We start from the raw sequence: 15,619 nt of genomic DNA on the forward strand, positions 1-15,619 counted from the left end.
GCGTAGGGCGCGCAGCGGATGTCGTGGCCGCCGAAGCGGGCGATCATGTAATCGAACGCCGGGATCGGGCGCCTCAGGCAGGCCAGGGCGGTGGCATACGGGGAATGGGCGTGGAGCACCGCCCCGGCCTCCGGGTGGGCTGCCAGGATGTCCCGGTGGATACGCCATTCGCTGGATGGGGCAAAGGGTCCCTGCCAGCTGCCGCTCATGGTCATCAGGGCCATGGACGCCTCGTCGCAGTCATCGTAGGGGATGCCGGAGGGGGTGATCAGAAAGCCCTGGTTGCAGCGCACCGAGGCGTTGCCGGCGGTGCCGGCGTTCAGTCCGCTGGTGCCCATGGAGCGGGCAGTGGACAGGAGCCCGGCACGCAACACGTTTTCATTCATCGGAACCTCCCGGGTCAGCCAAGGGCGTTGGCAGGGTGCACGCCATGCTCGGTGATTATGCCCGTGATCAGGCCGGCGGGGGTCACGTCGAAGGCCGGATTGCAGGTGGACGTCGTGGCATCCACGATACGGAGCCGGCCCATTTCCCCGTCCGGCAGCACGCCGTTCAGGAGCCTCAGTTCATCCCCGTCCCGTTCCTCGATGGGGATCCCTGTGCCATCGGGGCAGGCCATATCGATCGTCGAGCGGGGTGCTGCCACATAGAACGGGATGCCGTGGGCCCGGGCGCACAGGGCCTTGAGGTAGGTACCCACCTTGTTGGCGGTGTCCCCGTTGGCGGCGATGCGATCGGCCCCCACGATCACTGCGTCCACCTGGCCGCTGGCCATCAACCAGCCGGCGGTGTTGTCGGCGATCAGGGTGTGGGGAACCCCGCTCCGGGCCAGTTCCCAGGCGGTCAGGAGCCCCTGGTTGCGTGGCCGCGTCTCGCTGACCCAGACCTGGATGTCCCGTCCGGCGGCCTGGGCGGCATAGATGGGGGCCAGTGCGGTCCCATGGCCGCAGGTGGCCAGCCAGCCGGCGTTGCAGTGGGTCATGACCCGGAGGGGGCGGTTCCCGGCCAGGGTTTCCAGCACGCCCAGCCCATGCTGGCCGATCGCACCATTGGCGGCCGCATCCTCCGCACGGATGGCTTCTGCCTCATGCCAGGCGGCCGCGCTGCGCTGCTGCGGAGGGGTGGACTGCAGCGCGGCGTGCATGCGGTCGAGGGCCCAGTGCAGGTTGACAGCCGTGGGGCGGGTCTGGCGCAGCAGGGCGTCGGCTTCGTGGAGACGCGTGGCGGAGGCATCCTGCCGCAGGGCCACGGCGATGCCGAAGGCGGCGGTGGCGCCGATCAGCGGGGCGCCACGGACCTGCATGTCGCGGATGGCCGTGGCCACGGCTTCCAGGCTGTCGAGCCGGCGGTAGTGCTCCCGGTAGGGAAGATGGGTCTGATCGAGGATGACGACGTGGTCGCCGTCCCGGCGCAGGGTCGGGCAGGAGTCGGACACGGGCTTTCCCTTCGTGAATGAGGCGGGGATTGTATCGGTTGGCGGGGCCGGGCGGCGGGCTGGCCGGAACGCACGGCCTCTGCCAGAATCCGGTGGCCTTCAACGGAGTCCGCAATGCCCCATTTTCCTGCCCCTGTCGTCTCCCGCCTGCCTGCCGTGGGTACCACCATCTTCACCGTCATGTCCCGTCTGGCCCAGGAGTGTGGGGCGATCAACCTGTCCCAGGGCTTTCCTGATTTCAATGCGGAAGGGTATCTGTTCGACCGGGTTTCCCACTGGATGCATGCCGGGCACAACCAGTACGCGCCGATGGCGGGGGTGCCGTCCCTCCGGGTGGCGATTGCTGCCAAGGTCTGGGAGCTGTACGGCGCCGACTACGACCCCGAGCATGAGATCACGGTGACCGCCGGGGCGACCCAGGCCCTGTTCACGGCCATCGCGGCGCTGGTGCCCCCGGGAGACGAGGTGATCGTCTTCGAGCCGGTGTACGACGCTTATGTGCCAGCCATCGAATTGCAGGGGGGGATCGTCCGGAGGGCCCGCCTCAGTGCGCCGGATTACCGGCCTGACTGGGCTGCGGTTCGTCAGCTGGTGTCTCCGCGGACCCGCATGATCATCATCAACACGCCCCATAACCCCACCGGTACGGTGTGGACCTCGGGCGACATGCTTGAACTGGCGGCGATCACCCGGGACACGGGCATCGTGGTAGTGGCTGACGAGGTGTATGAGCACATCGTCTTTGACGGGGTCCGCCACGAGAGTGCGGCCCGTCATCCGGAGCTGGCTGTCCGCAGTTTGATTGTTTCCAGCTTTGGCAAGACCTACCATGTCACGGGCTGGAAAGTGGGCTACGTGCTGGCACCCCGGGAACTCATGGCCGAGTTCCGGAAGGTGCATCAGTTCAATGTGTTCACGGTCAACACGCCGGTCCAGCTGGCTCTGGCCGACTACATGCAGGAGCCATCCCGTTACCGGGAACTGGCTGCCTTCTACCAGGCAAAGCGGGATTTTTTCCGGGCTGGGCTGAGAGCGACCCGTCTGGAGCTGCTGCCCTGTGCCGGCACCTATTTTCAGACGGTCCGTTACGGGGCCATTGCCGATGCGTCCGATACCGATTTTGTGGACTGGCTGACCCGCGAGGTGGGGGTGGCGGCGATTCCTCTTTCGGCGTTTTTCGGGGATGGACGGGATGAAGGGGTGATCCGTTTCTGCTTTGCCAAGCGCGATGAGACCCTGGAGGCGGCTTTCGAGCGTCTCGAACGCTTCTGCTAAACTCGGTCAGACTTTTCCGGAGCCTGTTTCGTGCGCAATATCCTGCTTTTCATCCTGTTTCTGGTCGGTCTGTTCTATGTCCGGCGTTTCCTGCGCAGCAAGTCAAAGCCCGGGGGCTCACCGGCCGGAGGCTCGCCGGAGGGTTTTTCTGCTCAGCGTGAGCCGCAGCCCCGCCGTATCGAGGCGGAACCGATGGTGGCCTGCGCCCACTGTGGCGTGCATGTCCCGGAGAGCGAAGGGGTGACCGCCGGAGGGTATTTCTACTGTTCCCAGGAGCACCGGCGTCTGGGGCCGGCCGGGTGAGGTCGTCGATGGCCACCAGCCTGGATGCTCTGGTGGAGGATGAAGCCAGCCGTTCCGGGCCCTTGCGTTACCTCAACCTTTACCGGCTCGTACTGGCTGGTTTCTTTGTCGTTGCCGGCCGTCACCTCAACCTGGGAGGTGACTCCCCCGTGCTGTTCTTTGCGGCCTCCTTCTCATACATGGCGGGGGTCTTGATCCTGGGCTTCCCGGACGCGGCACGGCTGCTCGGATCCCGGCGCCTGCTGACCCTGCAGGTGCTGGTGGATATCACCCTGCTGACCGTGATCATGTGGGCCAGTGGCGGATACCGCAGCGGCATTCCAATCCTGATCATGGTGGTGCTGGCCGGCGCAGGGCTGCTCGGCAGGGGGCGGATGGTGCTCTTCTATGCAGCCTACGCCACCCTGGCGGTGCTCCTCGAGAACGTCTTCCGGACTCTGGCGGATCGGGAAAGTGCGGATTTCTTTGCCGTGGGGGTGACCTGCATCGGTTTTTTTGCGATTGCCCAGGTGGCCCGCCTGCTGGCCCTTCGGGCCATCGCCAACGAAAATCTGGCCCGCCAGCGGGGGGAGGATCTGGCCAGGCAGCTGCGCCTGAACCGGCAGATCATCCAGGACATGCAGGACGGTGTGCTGGTGGTGGGAGAGGGGGGCATCGTACGGCAGTTCAATCCCCAGGCCGCCTGGATGCTGGGGAGCGGCTTGCGGGAGGGGAGCACTCTGGCCGAGTGTGCCCCGGCCCTGGGTGCCTGCCTGTCAGGCCAGGAGGACCCGGCCGAGGCGACCTGGAACCTGCGCCTAGGTTCCGGAGGGCGCATGCTGCGGGCACGCCTTTTACCGACAGGACAGGCCAATGACCAACTGATTTACCTAGAGGACCTGGACCGGATTCACCGCCAGATCCAGCAGGTCAAGCTGGCGGCTCTGGGGCGCTTGACTGCCAGCATTGCCCATGAAATCCGGAATCCCCTGGCGTCGGTCTATCAGGCGGCGGAGCTGCTGCGGGATGAGAAGCGCAGTGACATGCAGGCCCGGCTGATCCGCATCATCGGGAACAACGCCCAGCGCATCGATCGTCTGGTGGGCGACGTGCTGGCCCTGGGGCGGCGGGATCAGGCCCTGCCGGAGAGTCTCGCCCTGGACAGCTTTGTCGAAGAGTTCCTGGAGGAATTCCTGGTGGCCGAGGGAGCCGCTGCCGTCGGGGTGGTGGTCAACCGGATCAAGCCTGGGCAGCAGATGGTGATGGACCGGGCGCATCTCCGCCAGATCCTGTGGAACCTGGTCGGCAACGCCCGCCGGCATTGCAGTGGCGCGCCCGGGGCAGTAGAAATCAGCACTGAACTCCAGGCGGATGGCCGGATCGCCCTGGCAGTGCAGGATGACGGCCCGGGGATTCCCGAGCACTTGAGGAGCCAGGTTTTCGAACCCTTTTTCACCACCCACTCCAGGGGAACCGGCCTGGGGCTGTACATTGCCCGGGAACTCGCCGATGCCAACGGCGCGGTCCTCGAGCTCATCCCCGCGGTTGAGGGCCAAGGGGCCCACTTCCGGTTGATCGGACGCATCAAATCATGATCCAGCACGAAAGACGCAACCGCACGGGTGGTCCCGATGTCCTCATCGTCGATGATGAGGAAGACATCCGTGAGCTGCTTGAGTTGTCCCTGCTCCGCCTCGGTCTTGCCAGTGACGGGGCTGCAAGCCTGGCCGAGGCGCGAGCCCTGCTGGCTGAAAAGCGCTACCGCCTGTGCCTGACCGACATGCGTCTGCCCGACGGGGAAGGCCTGGAACTGGTCCGTTATATCTCCGAGCATGTCCGCGACCTGCCCGTGGCGGTGATCACGGCCTTTGGCAGCATGGACAACGCGGTGACGGCCCTGAAGGCTGGCGCCTTCGATTACCTGGCCAAGCCGGTGTCCATCGATCAGCTCAAGGCGCTTGTCAAATCGGTGTTTGCGGTGCGCGGAGAAGGGTGCGATGGGCAGCCCAGGGACAGCTCCAGTCTGGTCGGACATTCGCCGGCCATGGTGCAGGCAAGATCCCTGATCGAGAAGCTGGCCCGCAGCCAGGCGCCGGTCTTCATTTCCGGTGAGTCCGGCACCGGCAAGGAGCGGGCTGCCCGGATGATCCATGACCTGGGGCCGCGCTCAGCAGCGCCTTTTGTGGCGGTCAACTGCGGGGCCATTCCCGAGAATTTGATGGAAAGCGAGTTCTTCGGGGCGCGCAAGGGGGCGTTTACGGGGGCCGATGCGGATCGGGAAGGTTTCTTTCAGGCCGCCGATGGCGGCACCCTGTTTCTGGACGAGGTGGGGGATCTGCCTCTTCCTATGCAGGTCAAGCTGCTCCGGGCAATCCAGGAGAAGAGATTCCGCCGTCTGGGCGATACCACCGAGACTGCAGTGGATGTGCGCATCCTGAGTGCGACTCACCAGAACCTGAAGGTCATGGTGGACGAGGCTCGCTTCCGGCAGGATCTCTTTTACCGCCTCAACGTGATCGAACTGCGCATGCCGGCACTGCGGGAGCGCAGCGAGGACATCCCGCTCCTGGCCGGGATCCTGCTGGAGCGGCTTGCCATGGCTTCCGGGGGGCCGGTACCCCGGCTGGGGGACGGCGCGCTGGCGGCGCTGGCGACCTATTCCTTTCCGGGAAATGTGCGGGAGCTGGAGAACATTCTCGAACGGGCCCTGGCCCTTGCCAGCGCTGACACCATCGAGGCCGAGGACCTGCTCCTGGCGCCTGCCGGAACCGGAGAGGGTGTCCACGGCCCTGCGGTGAGCGGACCGGGAGATCTGCAGGACTACCTGGATCAGGTGGAGCGTCAGGTCATCGAGGAAGCACTCGAGAAGTCCGGTGGCAATCGAACTGCTGCAGCCCGGGCGCTCGGGGTGACCTTTCGCTCCCTGCGCTATCGGCTTGAACGTCTGGGCATGAAGGAGTGATGACGGGTGAGCTTGAGCCCCGGAGGCGCCCCTGACTGACCGGACTGCAGGAGGGTGCTCCTTGTAATGCTGGGGCTGTGGGCGGGCACACGCGACAAAAGCTCCGGCCCACTGTCTGGCCGGTCAGGAGAAGATCTGCCCTGCCGGTGTGCTCCGGACACGGAGCAGAGCGGTGATCTCTGCTGCCGACTGGGGACGGCCGAGCAGATAGCCCTGCATCATCGGGCACTGGCGTGCCAGCAGAAAATCCCGCTGGGCTTCGGTTTCCACCCCTTCTGCGACCACTTCCAGCCCCAGATCCCGGGCCATGGACAAGGTGGCTGCGGCGATGGCGGCGTCTTCAATGTCCCCAGGCAGATCCTCAACAAAGGAGCGGTCGATCTTCAGGCGGGTGATCGGCAGCCTCTTGAGATGGGACAGGCTGGAGTAGCCGGTGCCGAAATCATCCAGGGAAAGTCCCAGCCCCATGGCCCGCAGGGTTGCGAAGGTGTCTTCCATTTCGGGGCCGGGCTGCATCAGTGCACTTTCGGTCAGTTCGAGCTCGAAGCTGGTGGGGGTGACGCCTTGTCGCTCGAACGCCTGGCGGACCCTCGCCACAAAATCCGCACGACGAAGCTGCAGCGCAGAGACATTCACCGCGATGGTGAGGGGAGGCAGTCCTGCCGCCTGCCAGAGGGCCTGCTGACGGCATGCTTCTTCAAGGACCCAGTCACCGATGGCGTGGATCAAGCCACTTTCTTCGGCAATCGGGATGAATTCGTTGGGGGCAATCCGGCCCCGTTCGGGATGTCGCCAGCGTACCAGGGCCTCGACCCCCACCAGGCGTTGCATCGGCATGGCCCACTGGGGCTGGTAGTCGAGTTCCAGTTCCTGCCGCTCAAGGGCGCGGCGCAGGGCGTTCTCCAGCATCAGGCGGGAATAGGCCCGGCTGTTCATGGCCTGGGTGAAGAAGCGGAAATCGTTGCGGCCGCCGTTCTTGGCGTCGTACATGGCTGTATCAGCATGCTTGAGCAGCATGTCCACATCGGTGCCGTTGCTGGGATAGAGGGCAATTCCGATGCTGGTGGAGACCGTGAGCTCCTGTCCGTCGATCTCGAAGGGGCGGGTGAGGCTGGCAATCAGCTTGCGCGCGACAACGGCTGCATCCTCGTCCCGCTGGAGTTGGGGCAGGAGCACCACGAACTCGTCCCCGCCGATCCGGGCGAGGACATCTTCGTTGCGCAGGCACTGGGTGAGCCTGTGGGCCGCCGCCGAGAGCAGGCGGTCGCCCGTAGGATGGCCCAGGGTGTCGTTGATTTTCTTGAAGTTGTCCAGATCCAGGAACAGAACGCCCAGTCCGCTCTGGTGGCGGTGGGCGATGGCCAGGGATTGTTCTGCCCGGTTCACCCAGAGGGTTCGGTTGGGCAGGCCAGTCAGTACGTCATAATGAGCCAGATAGTGGATGTGGGCTTCCGTAGCCCGACTGGCCGTGACGTCCTGCGCCGTGCCCCGAAGGGTGCCTGCGTCATCATGGCTGGCCTCCAGGGTGAAGTGGACGGTGCGCTGGGGCAGGCCCTCCTCGGTGCCCGGCAGATGCAGGTCCAGACTGGTGCTCGACAATCCTCCCCGGATTTCCCTCAGGGCATTCTCAAGTCGGGGTCTGTCCTCGGGAGTGATGGCCTGGATCAGGTCCTCCAGCTTGCCGTCCGGACCGGGAGGGATGCCCAGGATGTGGTGCAGTTCCACTGACCAGTGGGCTCTGCCCGTCTCTGGATGAGCTTCCCAGCTGCCTAGCCGGGCAATCCGTTCGGCATGCGTCAGCATGGCTTGCTGGGCACCCAGGCGGCGGTTGGCATCCGCCAGTTCGAGCGTTCGCTGGCGAACGACGGCTTCGGTTCGTTGCGCATGGCCTGTGGTGATCAGCAGGAATGCGCCGAGCAGTCCTGTCCCCATGAGGCCGGTCACCATCAGGGTCCATGAGGCCCACCCCCGGTGTTGATTGATGTAGGTCGGTGTCGCCACGAAACTGAGGGTCCAGGTTCTGCCGGCAAAATCGAAGGTTTCCACCAGGGGCTTTACCCCCCAGGCGCCGCCGAGATCCTGGTTGTCGGGGCAGTGGGGGTGCCCGGACAGGCGGCGGCCCCGGAGGTTTTCCGGCGTGATTTCCGTGATGCAGTGGGCAATCCCCATTTCCCCGTGATGCTTGAGGATGCTGCTGATGGCGTCTTCAATGCGCAGGGCAACGAAGACCAGGCCGTCAGGCTTGTTGTGGCCAGGGGGGGGCGTTGTCCGTTGATAAACGACGATCCCCAGCTTGCGCTGGGTTTCCTGGGTCAGTTCGAAGGCCTGGGTTGCGGCAGCCTGTCTGCTGGCCCAGGTGCGCCGAACGGCTTCAGCCGAGTTGGGAATCGACAGGGTATTGATGCCCAGAGCCCGGGTATTGCCTGCTTTTGGTGCGATGTAGAGGATCGGAAAATACTCACCCTGGGAGCGCACGGGAATGAGCTGGTTGTCCGGGCTGCGATCGCGCACCTGGTACGTTTCCCAGCCTTCGCCCGTGCGGACGCTGTGTTCGAATTTTTCCAGATCGTTAGCGCCCACCCGGGGAATCCAGCCAATGGCCTGCAGACCGGCCGAACGTCCTAGCCAGGTCTGGGCAAAGTGTTCGAAGCCCTGGCCGTTCAGCTCCGGCGCAGCCACCATGATCCGCTCCGTCGACTGGAGGATGTCCAGATAGTCCGAGAAGCGGGTGGTCATCAGTGATGAGAGGTTGCGGGCATCCTTCTCGAAGCGTGATTGCAGGCGCTGGTTGTCCCAGCGGGAGACCTGCAGTTCAAAGAGGGCCAGGAGGCCGAGGGCCACGACCAGGGGAATCGTCAGGCTGAGTCGTCGGGATCGCCAGTCGTCCCTGGGGTGGGCAAAGAAGGCAAAGGTCAGGGGGGCGGCCAGCAGGACGCCAACGGCATCCCCCGCCCACCAGCTCCACCAGCTGAAGGCAGCCTCTTCCAGAGGAAGCGCACCCGTCAGGACGAGGCTGCCCACGCTGAAGCTGGCTCCGATCGTACAGCTCAGGGGGCCCGCTATGAACAGGAAACGGAATACGCTGGAGATTGAGTCCAGCGGATTGGGGAAACGCACCCACCGGCGGGCCAGCCGCGCCCCGAGCAGGGCCTGAAGGGTGGCGCTGATGCTGACGGCCAGGGGCATGACCCAGGCCCAGCCATCGAAACCCGTGCGCAGCACGGCCTCGATGTTGATCGTGAACGCACCCAGGAGAATGGCCGGCCAGACGCCACCCCCGTAGATCAGGACACACGCCAGGGCGATGCCTGCCGGTGGGTAGAGTGGGGCAATGTAGCCGGGTGGAATGGCCAGGTGAAGCGCCAGCAGGCCACTCAGGGTGTAGGCAGCGAGGATTCCAGTGAGAATCCGGGCACGTTCGGAGAAAGGCATCGGCAGGTGTTCGGTTTGGCGAGCCGGCTGAGAGCCCGTGCTTGCGTGATTCTCGCGTTCTGGGCCTTGCCCGGCGTGGGCAGGCGGCCGGATTGTAGCCCGTTATGGGCTGCGGGTGCCCGTCTGCATACGGCCTGAACATGTGCTTGCGTGATTGTATTCACAGGCGAAATCTTGCCAGGGGGATATCTTTGCCTCCAGTAGGTTTTAACGTGAATGGCAAGTTTGCGCTGCACAATAGGCGTCCGTCTTCGTAGATAATGGATGGCCGTCCCCGTGGGCTGACATCAGAAGCCCGGAATTCAGGTTAATTTGCATGGACGGTAGCGCCGAAAGGCGTGCCGAACCCGGAATGCTGAAATTATTCAATCACTACGTTCCGTCCAGCACGGTGGTGCAACTGCTGCTTGATGCATCGTTGCTGTTCATCGCCCTGGTGCTTGTCTTTGGATTCCAGAGCCAGGTGACTTCTTCGGAACTGGTGGCAGTGGTGCCCTCTGCCCTGACCTTTGCGGTGACCATGATGGTCCTGAATGGTGCGTTGGGTTTGTATCGGGTGGGTTTCTCGGGGAGTCTGCGTGACTCCCTGATCCGTGTGCTGATGGCAATCACCCTGAGTGTGCCTGTCGCCTACGGAATCTTCTGGGTGCTTCCCTGGGGGGAGTTTGCCCATGAGGCTGTTGAGCTCAGTGTGCTCGGTCTGATGGGGCTGGTGGTGGCGATTCGTGGTCTTGCAGTGCGTCGAGTGGGAGCTGGGGTGTTGGTCAAGCGAGTGATGGTGATTGGGACGGGTGCAGATGCTGTTGCCGTGGAGCATGCGTTGACCCAGCCGGCCAGCAGCAGCCTGCAGGTCGTGGGGTTCTATCCTGCCGGCAGCGGCGACGATGTCCGGGTGGATCCGAAACGGGTCATCCATTTTGACGGGAGCCTGCTGGCGGCAGCCAACCATCTCCGTGTGAACGAAATCATCGTTGCGGTCAAGGAGCGCCGGGGGGGCGTGATTCCCCTGCGGGACCTGCTCGACTGCAAGATGGCCGGCATCAAGGTGCTGGATCTGTCGAGCTTTTTCGAGCGCGTTCGCGGACAGGTCCGTATTGATTCGCTACGGGCCAGCTGGCTGATTTACGGAGAGGGTTTCCGTCAGGGCTGGGGAAGGACGCTGGTCAAGCGGATTTTTGATGTAGTGGCTTCCCTGGTGCTGTTGATCCTGGCGGCTCCGGTAATGGTGATTGCAGCGCTGGCGATCCTGATCGAGGATGGGGCGCCGGTGTTTTACCGCCAGGAGCGGGTGGGCCTCGGTGGGCGGCTCTTCAAGGTCATCAAGTTCCGCAGCATGCGCCGGGATGCCGAGCGCGATGGCAAGCCCCGGTGGGCTGCTGCGAATGACGACCGGGTGACCCGGACCGGCCGTTTCATCCGCAAGGTCCGGATCGACGAGCTGCCGCAGCTGTTCAACGTGCTGAAGGGCGAGATGAGTCTCGTTGGTCCCCGCCCGGAACGGCCCTACTTCGTGGATCAGCTGACCCGGGACATTCCCTTTTATGCGGTCCGTCACTGTGTCAAGCCAGGGGTTACCGGCTGGGCCCAGGTCCGCTATCAGTACGGTTCGTCGGTTGATGATGCGGTAAACAAGCTGCAGTACGATCTCTACTATGTGAAGAACCACACCTTGTTTCTCGATACGGTTGTCCTTTTCGAGACGGTACGGGTGGTCCTTACGGGTGACGGTGCCCACTGAACCCTGCAGTCCCGGTCCCCACGCTTCTGCCCGCAGGCAGAAGCGCTTTACGGTACGCCCGGCATGGGCGCACTCCTGAGCCTGCAACTCCGTTTGCGTTAGCCATCGCTCCGAGCTCAGCCGCTCGAACCGCCCGCTGCAGTGCCGCACTCCAGGTGGTGCGGGAAGGGAGCGGTCAGGTATGCTGATTGCCCTTATCCCGATTTTCAAGGGTTGATCACATTCATGCATCCCCAAGTTTCGACATGGAGCTACGCGTTTGCATCCGTGCTTCATGTGCTGTTTGCCGTCTATCTGGCGTTTGCCTGGCAAAGGGGGGGGAGGGCAACATTCCTGATCGTTGCCGTCGTGGTAAGCGCCGCATGGGCGGCGACCACGTGGATCTATCTTCTGACCGGCTGGGCCTGGCTTTTCAACCTCGGCAACCTTCTGGATGTGCTGCGTTTCGGTGCCTGGTTCAGCTTTCTGCTGGTGATGCTCTCCCAGTCCGGGCCGGAGCAGGAGGCCTCGTCCAGGTGGCCACGGCCGATGTCCTACGCGATTGTTTCCCTGGGGGCGATCGGTGTCCTGCTGTTCACGCTGGATGTTCCGCTGTACGGTACTCCGGTAAAGATCTGGTCAGCCACTTCGCTGGCGGTGGCGGTGTTTGGCCTCGTCTTGCTGGAGCTGTTTTATCGCTCCGTCTCGGAGCGGTCGCGCTGGGGCATCAAGCCCCTCAGTCTGGGCCTGGCTGCATTGCTGGCCTTTGATGTGTATTTTTTTTCTGATGCCCTGCTATTCGGCCGGGTGGATCCCGTCATCTGGAGTGTCCGGGGATTTGCTCACACGCTGATCCTTCCCTTGCTGGCAATCTCGGCCAGCAGAAATCCCGAATGGACCTTCCGGGTCTCCTTGTCCAGGGATGTGGTATTTCACTCCACTGCGCTTGCCTTTGCCGGTCTGTATCTGTTGACCGTGGCCGGGGCAGGCTACTACATGCGCTACTTCGGGGGCGAGTGGGGGCAGGCGCTGCAACTGGCGCTGCTGTTCGGCGGCTGTCTGTTCCTCTGCGGGGTCGCCGTTTCCGGGGCCTTCCGTGCCCGTCTGCGGGTGATGCTGGCCAAGCATCTGTTTGCCTATCGGTATGACTACCGGAACGAGTGGCAGGAAGTGACTCAGGCGCTGTCCCTGGCGGGAGATGGTCTGGGTCTGGGGGAGTCGGTGGTGAAGGCCCTGGCTTCGCTGGTGGAAAGCCCTGGTGGAGGCGTCTGGCTGAAAGACAACGATGGCCTCTACAGTCAGCAGGCCCGACTCAACATGCCCGATAGCGGGGTGCAGGAACGGGAGGATTCTCCGTTTGCCCGCTTTCTGCTGGAGCGGGAATGGGTATTGAACCTGGAGGACCAGCGCAGTGGTCGGCGGCGTTCCGACGAGATGCCCCGGCCGGATTGGGTGGATGAGATCGACGATCTCTGGCTGATCGTGCCCCTGATTTCCTCAGGCTCTCTGGTGGGGTTCGTGATGCTCCTGACCCCGCGCACGCCGATCGATGTGAACTGGGAGGTTCTTGATCTGCTCAAGATGGCCGCCCGTCAGTCGGCTGGCTACTTTGCCCGCATGCAGGCGGCGGAGGCGCTCATTGAGGCACGCAAGTTCGATGCCTTCAACCGGATGTCGGCGTTCGTGGTCCATGATCTCAAGAACCTTGTCGCCCAGCTTTCGCTGATGTTGCGCAATGCGGAACGTCACAAGGACAATCCGGAGTTCCAGGCGGACATGCTCGAAACGGTGCGCCATGTGGAGTCCCGCATGAGAGGATTGATGACCCAGTTGATGGAGAAAACGCCCATCAATCAGCGCAAGCCGGTGAATATGAGAGCCGTGCTTGAGCATGTGGTCCATTCCCGACGCATGTGCATGCCGCGACCCGCCTTGTCGGGCGATGTTCCCGACCTGTTCGTTATGGCCCATGCCGAAAGACTGGAACGTGTACTCGGGCACATTGTGCAAAATGCCCTCGACGCAACCCCCGAGCATGGTAGTGTGTCAGTCGATCTATCCCGAGAGGGTAGGCATGCCTGTGTGACGGTCCGGGACACGGGTTCGGGCATGTCGGCTGTATTCGTCCGGGATCAGTTGTTCAAGCCTTTTCAGACAACCAAGGCAAGTGGCATGGGTATAGGTGCCTACGAGGCGCAGCAGTACGTGCAGGAAATAGGTGGGGTGCTTGCCGTTCACAGTGAAGTGGGGGAGGGCTCCCGCTTTGACATACGCTTGCCCCTGGCCATGTCTGTCGTCAATGACAGTAATGAAGCCGTGGCAAACTAGTCGATATGAGTGATAAACGCAGGACCTTGTTGATCGTCGAGGATGACCCCGCGCTGCAGAAGCAGATGCGCTGGGCCTTCGATCAGTTTGAGACCGTCGTGGCCAGCGATCGCGAAGAGGCCATCGCCCAGCTGCGCCGTCATGAGCCGGCTGTGGTGACCATGGATCTGGGCCTTCCTCCGGCGCCGGACGATGTGACCGAGGGATTCCGGCTTCTTGGTGAGATCCTCGCTCTGGCGCCCGATACCAAGGTGATCGTGCTGACTGGTCAGCACGATCGGGAAAATGCGGTTCGTGCCGTCGGCATGGGTGCTTATGACTTTTTTGCCAAGCCTTTCGAGCCCGATTTGCTTGTCCTGACCCTGGAGCGGGCACTTCGTCTTCATGACCTGCAGCAGGAGAACCGACGGCTGGCGATCCAGCAGGGCAGTGCCCTCGCTGGCGTGATCACCCGTGATCCCGGAATGCTCCGGATAGCCAGGCTGATCGAGAAGGTGGCTTCCGCCAATGTGACGGTGATGCTGCTGGGTGAGAGTGGCACCGGCAAGGAAGTCCTGGCCCGTGGCCTGCATGAGCTGTCCCCCCGGCGTAACGGCCGTTTTGTGGCGATCAACTGCGCTGCCATCCCGGACAACCTTCTCGAGAGCGAGCTGTTCGGCTACGAGAAAGGTGCGTTCACCGGCGCCGTCAAGCAGACCCTGGGAAAGATCGAGGTCGCCCACAAGGGCACCCTGTTCCTCGATGAAATCGGCGATCTTCCCATGTCTCTCCAGGCCAAACTGCTGCGCTTCCTGCAGGAGCGGGTGATCGAACGGATTGGTGGTCGCGAGGAGATCCCTGTGGATGTGCGCATCGTCTGCGCCACTCATCAGGATGTGAAGGGACTGATTCAGGCCGGTCGTTTCCGCGAGGATCTCTACTACCGGCTGGCGGAGATCGTTGTGGAGATTCCTCCACTCAGGGATCGGGATGGGGACTCGGTCCTGCTGGCCCATGCCTTCGTTCAGCGCATTGCGGCTCAGAACGGCCGGGGCGTCATGTCCCTGACGGACGAAGCGGTGCAGAGCATCGAAGCTCATCGCTGGCCCGGCAATATCCGGGAGCTGGAAAACGCGATCAAGCGGGCCGTGATCATGGCAGAGGGCAACTGCATTACTGCGGAAGACATTGGCCTCGACATGGAGCCTGCCGAGGGTGGTTTCGAGGCTCTCAACCTGCGTGTCGTACGAGAAGAGGCGGAGCGCCGTGCCGTGGTCAGGGTCATGGCCCGGGTCAATGGCAATGTGGCGCGGGCCGCCGAGATTCTGGGGATCAGCCGTCCGACCCTCTATGATCTGATGAACCGCTTCGGCTTGAAGAAAGAAACCCAACAGTGACTCAAGGATCCTGTGAGATGCGTTTGAAATCCGTGAAGGGGCCGGTGCGCAGCATTGCCGTCAGCGCCCTGTGTGCCCTGCTGCTGGTGGCTTGTGGCGCAAGCCCCGAATCGATGATCCAGTCCGCCAAGGATTACATTGCCAAGAACGATCGTGGCGCCGCGATGATCCAGCTCAAGAACGCGCTCCAGAAGGAGCCCAATCAGGTTGAGGCCCGTTTTTTGCTGGGCAAGCTGAGCCTTGAGCAGAACGACTATGCGAGCGCCGAGAAGGAACTCTCCCGGGCGCTCAGCCTGGGCTTCCCGGCCGATGAGATCGTGCCTTTGCTGGGACGTGCATTGCTGAACACCGATCAGGGTGCGCGGATCCTCACCGAGTTTCCTTCCATCACCCTGCAGACGCCGGCGGCACGCGCCAGCGCGCAAGCCTTTATCGGGCTGGCCCAGGCCCAGCAGGGCAAACGCCAGCTCGCAGCCGAGGCCTTCGAGCAGGCACTCAAGGAGGTCCCCGGGTTTCCGCTTGCCCGCATCAGCCTCATCCGCATGAACTCTGCCGGGCGGGAGCTGACCGCGATCCTGGAGGACGCCGAGTCGGTCCTCAAGACAGATCCGCAGCTCCCCGAGGGGCTGGCCATGAAGGCTGAATTGCTGGCGGGGATGAATCGGCGGGATGAGGCCATCAAGACCTATGATGCCCTGATCAAGGCAAGACCCCTGGATCCCTCTGCCTATCAAGCCGTGTTCATGCTTTTGATGCGGGACAACAGGAAGGAAGAAGCCCAGGCGCGCATCAGTGACATGAAAAAATCCCTG

General features: G+C 63.3%; 11 protein-coding genes. 8 read left to right on the plus strand and 3 right to left on the minus strand.

From position 1 onward, the window contains the following. A partial coding sequence (locus PHD22_RS13045) for a class II aldolase/adducin family protein (protein WP_299867539.1) occupies positions 1-386 on the minus strand: 386 nt, incomplete at its 3' end. A gap of 14 nt (positions 387-400) precedes the next feature. Then, positions 401-1,435, minus strand: coding sequence for an S-methyl-5-thioribose-1-phosphate isomerase (mtnA, locus tag PHD22_RS13050; protein WP_299867542.1), 1,035 nt, complete (start codon positions 1,433-1,435; stop codon positions 401-403). Between the two features lie 114 nt (positions 1,436-1,549). On the opposite strand from mtnA, the gene PHD22_RS13055 reads away from it, so the two are divergent. Genes PHD22_RS13055 through PHD22_RS13070 form a run of 4 tightly spaced genes read left to right on the plus strand, consistent with a single transcriptional unit; the run spans position 1,550 to position 5,954 of the window. Then, entirely contained in the window at positions 1,550-2,710 is a 1,161-nt protein-coding gene (locus PHD22_RS13055) for a pyridoxal phosphate-dependent aminotransferase (RefSeq protein WP_299867545.1), read from the plus strand. Between the two features lie 30 nt (positions 2,711-2,740). Next, entirely contained in the window at positions 2,741-3,013 is a 273-nt protein-coding gene (locus tag PHD22_RS13060) for a PP0621 family protein (RefSeq protein WP_299867548.1), read from the plus strand. A gap of 8 nt (positions 3,014-3,021) precedes the next feature. Beyond that, the gene (locus tag PHD22_RS13065) at positions 3,022-4,587 is read left to right on the plus strand and encodes an ATP-binding protein (protein ID WP_299867551.1); all 1,566 of its coding nucleotides are present in this window, start codon (positions 3,022-3,024) and stop codon (positions 4,585-4,587) included. Further along, positions 4,584-5,954, plus strand: a complete 1,371-nt coding sequence (locus tag PHD22_RS13070) for a sigma-54 dependent transcriptional regulator (protein WP_299867555.1) — start codon at positions 4,584-4,586, stop codon at positions 5,952-5,954. The genes PHD22_RS13065 and PHD22_RS13070 overlap by 4 nt, the downstream gene beginning before the upstream one ends. Before the next feature lie 123 nt (positions 5,955-6,077). On the opposite strand, the gene PHD22_RS13075 is transcribed toward PHD22_RS13070, so the two are convergent. After that, positions 6,078-9,386: an EAL domain-containing protein gene (locus PHD22_RS13075; RefSeq protein ID WP_299867558.1), complete on the minus strand. Its 3,309-nt coding sequence runs from the start codon at positions 9,384-9,386 to the stop codon at positions 6,078-6,080. A 352-nt stretch (positions 9,387-9,738) separates the two neighbouring features. Here PHD22_RS13075 and PHD22_RS13080 point away from each other — a divergent pair, with 352 nt between their 5' ends. The 4 genes from PHD22_RS13080 to PHD22_RS13095 form a co-directional block, all read left to right on the plus strand. Beyond that, positions 9,739-11,124 (plus strand): TIGR03013 family XrtA/PEP-CTERM system glycosyltransferase, encoded by a 1,386-nt coding sequence (locus PHD22_RS13080; protein WP_299867561.1) that lies wholly within the window; start codon positions 9,739-9,741, stop codon positions 11,122-11,124. A 225-nt stretch (positions 11,125-11,349) separates the two neighbouring features. Beyond that, positions 11,350-13,431 carry an XrtA/PEP-CTERM system histidine kinase PrsK gene (gene prsK, locus PHD22_RS13085; RefSeq protein WP_299867564.1) on the plus strand — a complete coding sequence of 694 codons (2,082 nt, stop codon included), beginning with the start codon at positions 11,350-11,352 and terminating at the stop codon, positions 13,429-13,431. Positions 13,432-13,436: 5 nt separating this feature from the next. After that, positions 13,437-14,807: a PEP-CTERM-box response regulator transcription factor gene (prsR, locus tag PHD22_RS13090; protein WP_299867567.1), complete on the plus strand. Its 1,371-nt coding sequence runs from the start codon at positions 13,437-13,439 to the stop codon at positions 14,805-14,807. Between the two features lie 17 nt (positions 14,808-14,824). Continuing rightward, a partial coding sequence (locus PHD22_RS13095) for a tetratricopeptide repeat protein (RefSeq protein ID WP_299867570.1) occupies positions 14,825-15,619 on the plus strand: 795 nt, incomplete at its 3' end.

This window comes from Zoogloea sp., from assembly GCF_028693495.1.
Classification (GTDB): Bacteria; Pseudomonadota; Gammaproteobacteria; order Burkholderiales; family Rhodocyclaceae; genus Zoogloea.

What these genes read in the sequence shown, in the direction of transcription:
- PHD22_RS13055 (WP_299867545.1), top strand. Translation starts at nt 1,550, where the DNA reads ATGCCCCATTTTCCTGCCCCTGTCGTCTCCCGCCTGCCTGCCGTGGGT.
- PHD22_RS13065 (WP_299867551.1), top strand. Translation starts at nt 3,022, where the DNA reads ATGGCCACCAGCCTGGATGCTCTGGTGGAGGATGAAGCCAGCCGTTCC.
- PHD22_RS13070 (WP_299867555.1), top strand. Translation starts at nt 4,584, where the DNA reads ATGATCCAGCACGAAAGACGCAACCGCACGGGTGGTCCCGATGTCCTC.
- PHD22_RS13075 (WP_299867558.1), bottom strand. Translation starts at nt 9,386, where the DNA reads ATGCCTTTCTCCGAACGTGCCCGGATTCTCACTGGAATCCTCGCTGCC.
- PHD22_RS13080 (WP_299867561.1), top strand. Translation starts at nt 9,739, where the DNA reads ATGCTGAAATTATTCAATCACTACGTTCCGTCCAGCACGGTGGTGCAA.
- prsK (WP_299867564.1), top strand. Translation starts at nt 11,350, where the DNA reads ATGCATCCCCAAGTTTCGACATGGAGCTACGCGTTTGCATCCGTGCTT.
- prsR (WP_299867567.1), top strand. Translation starts at nt 13,437, where the DNA reads ATGAGTGATAAACGCAGGACCTTGTTGATCGTCGAGGATGACCCCGCG.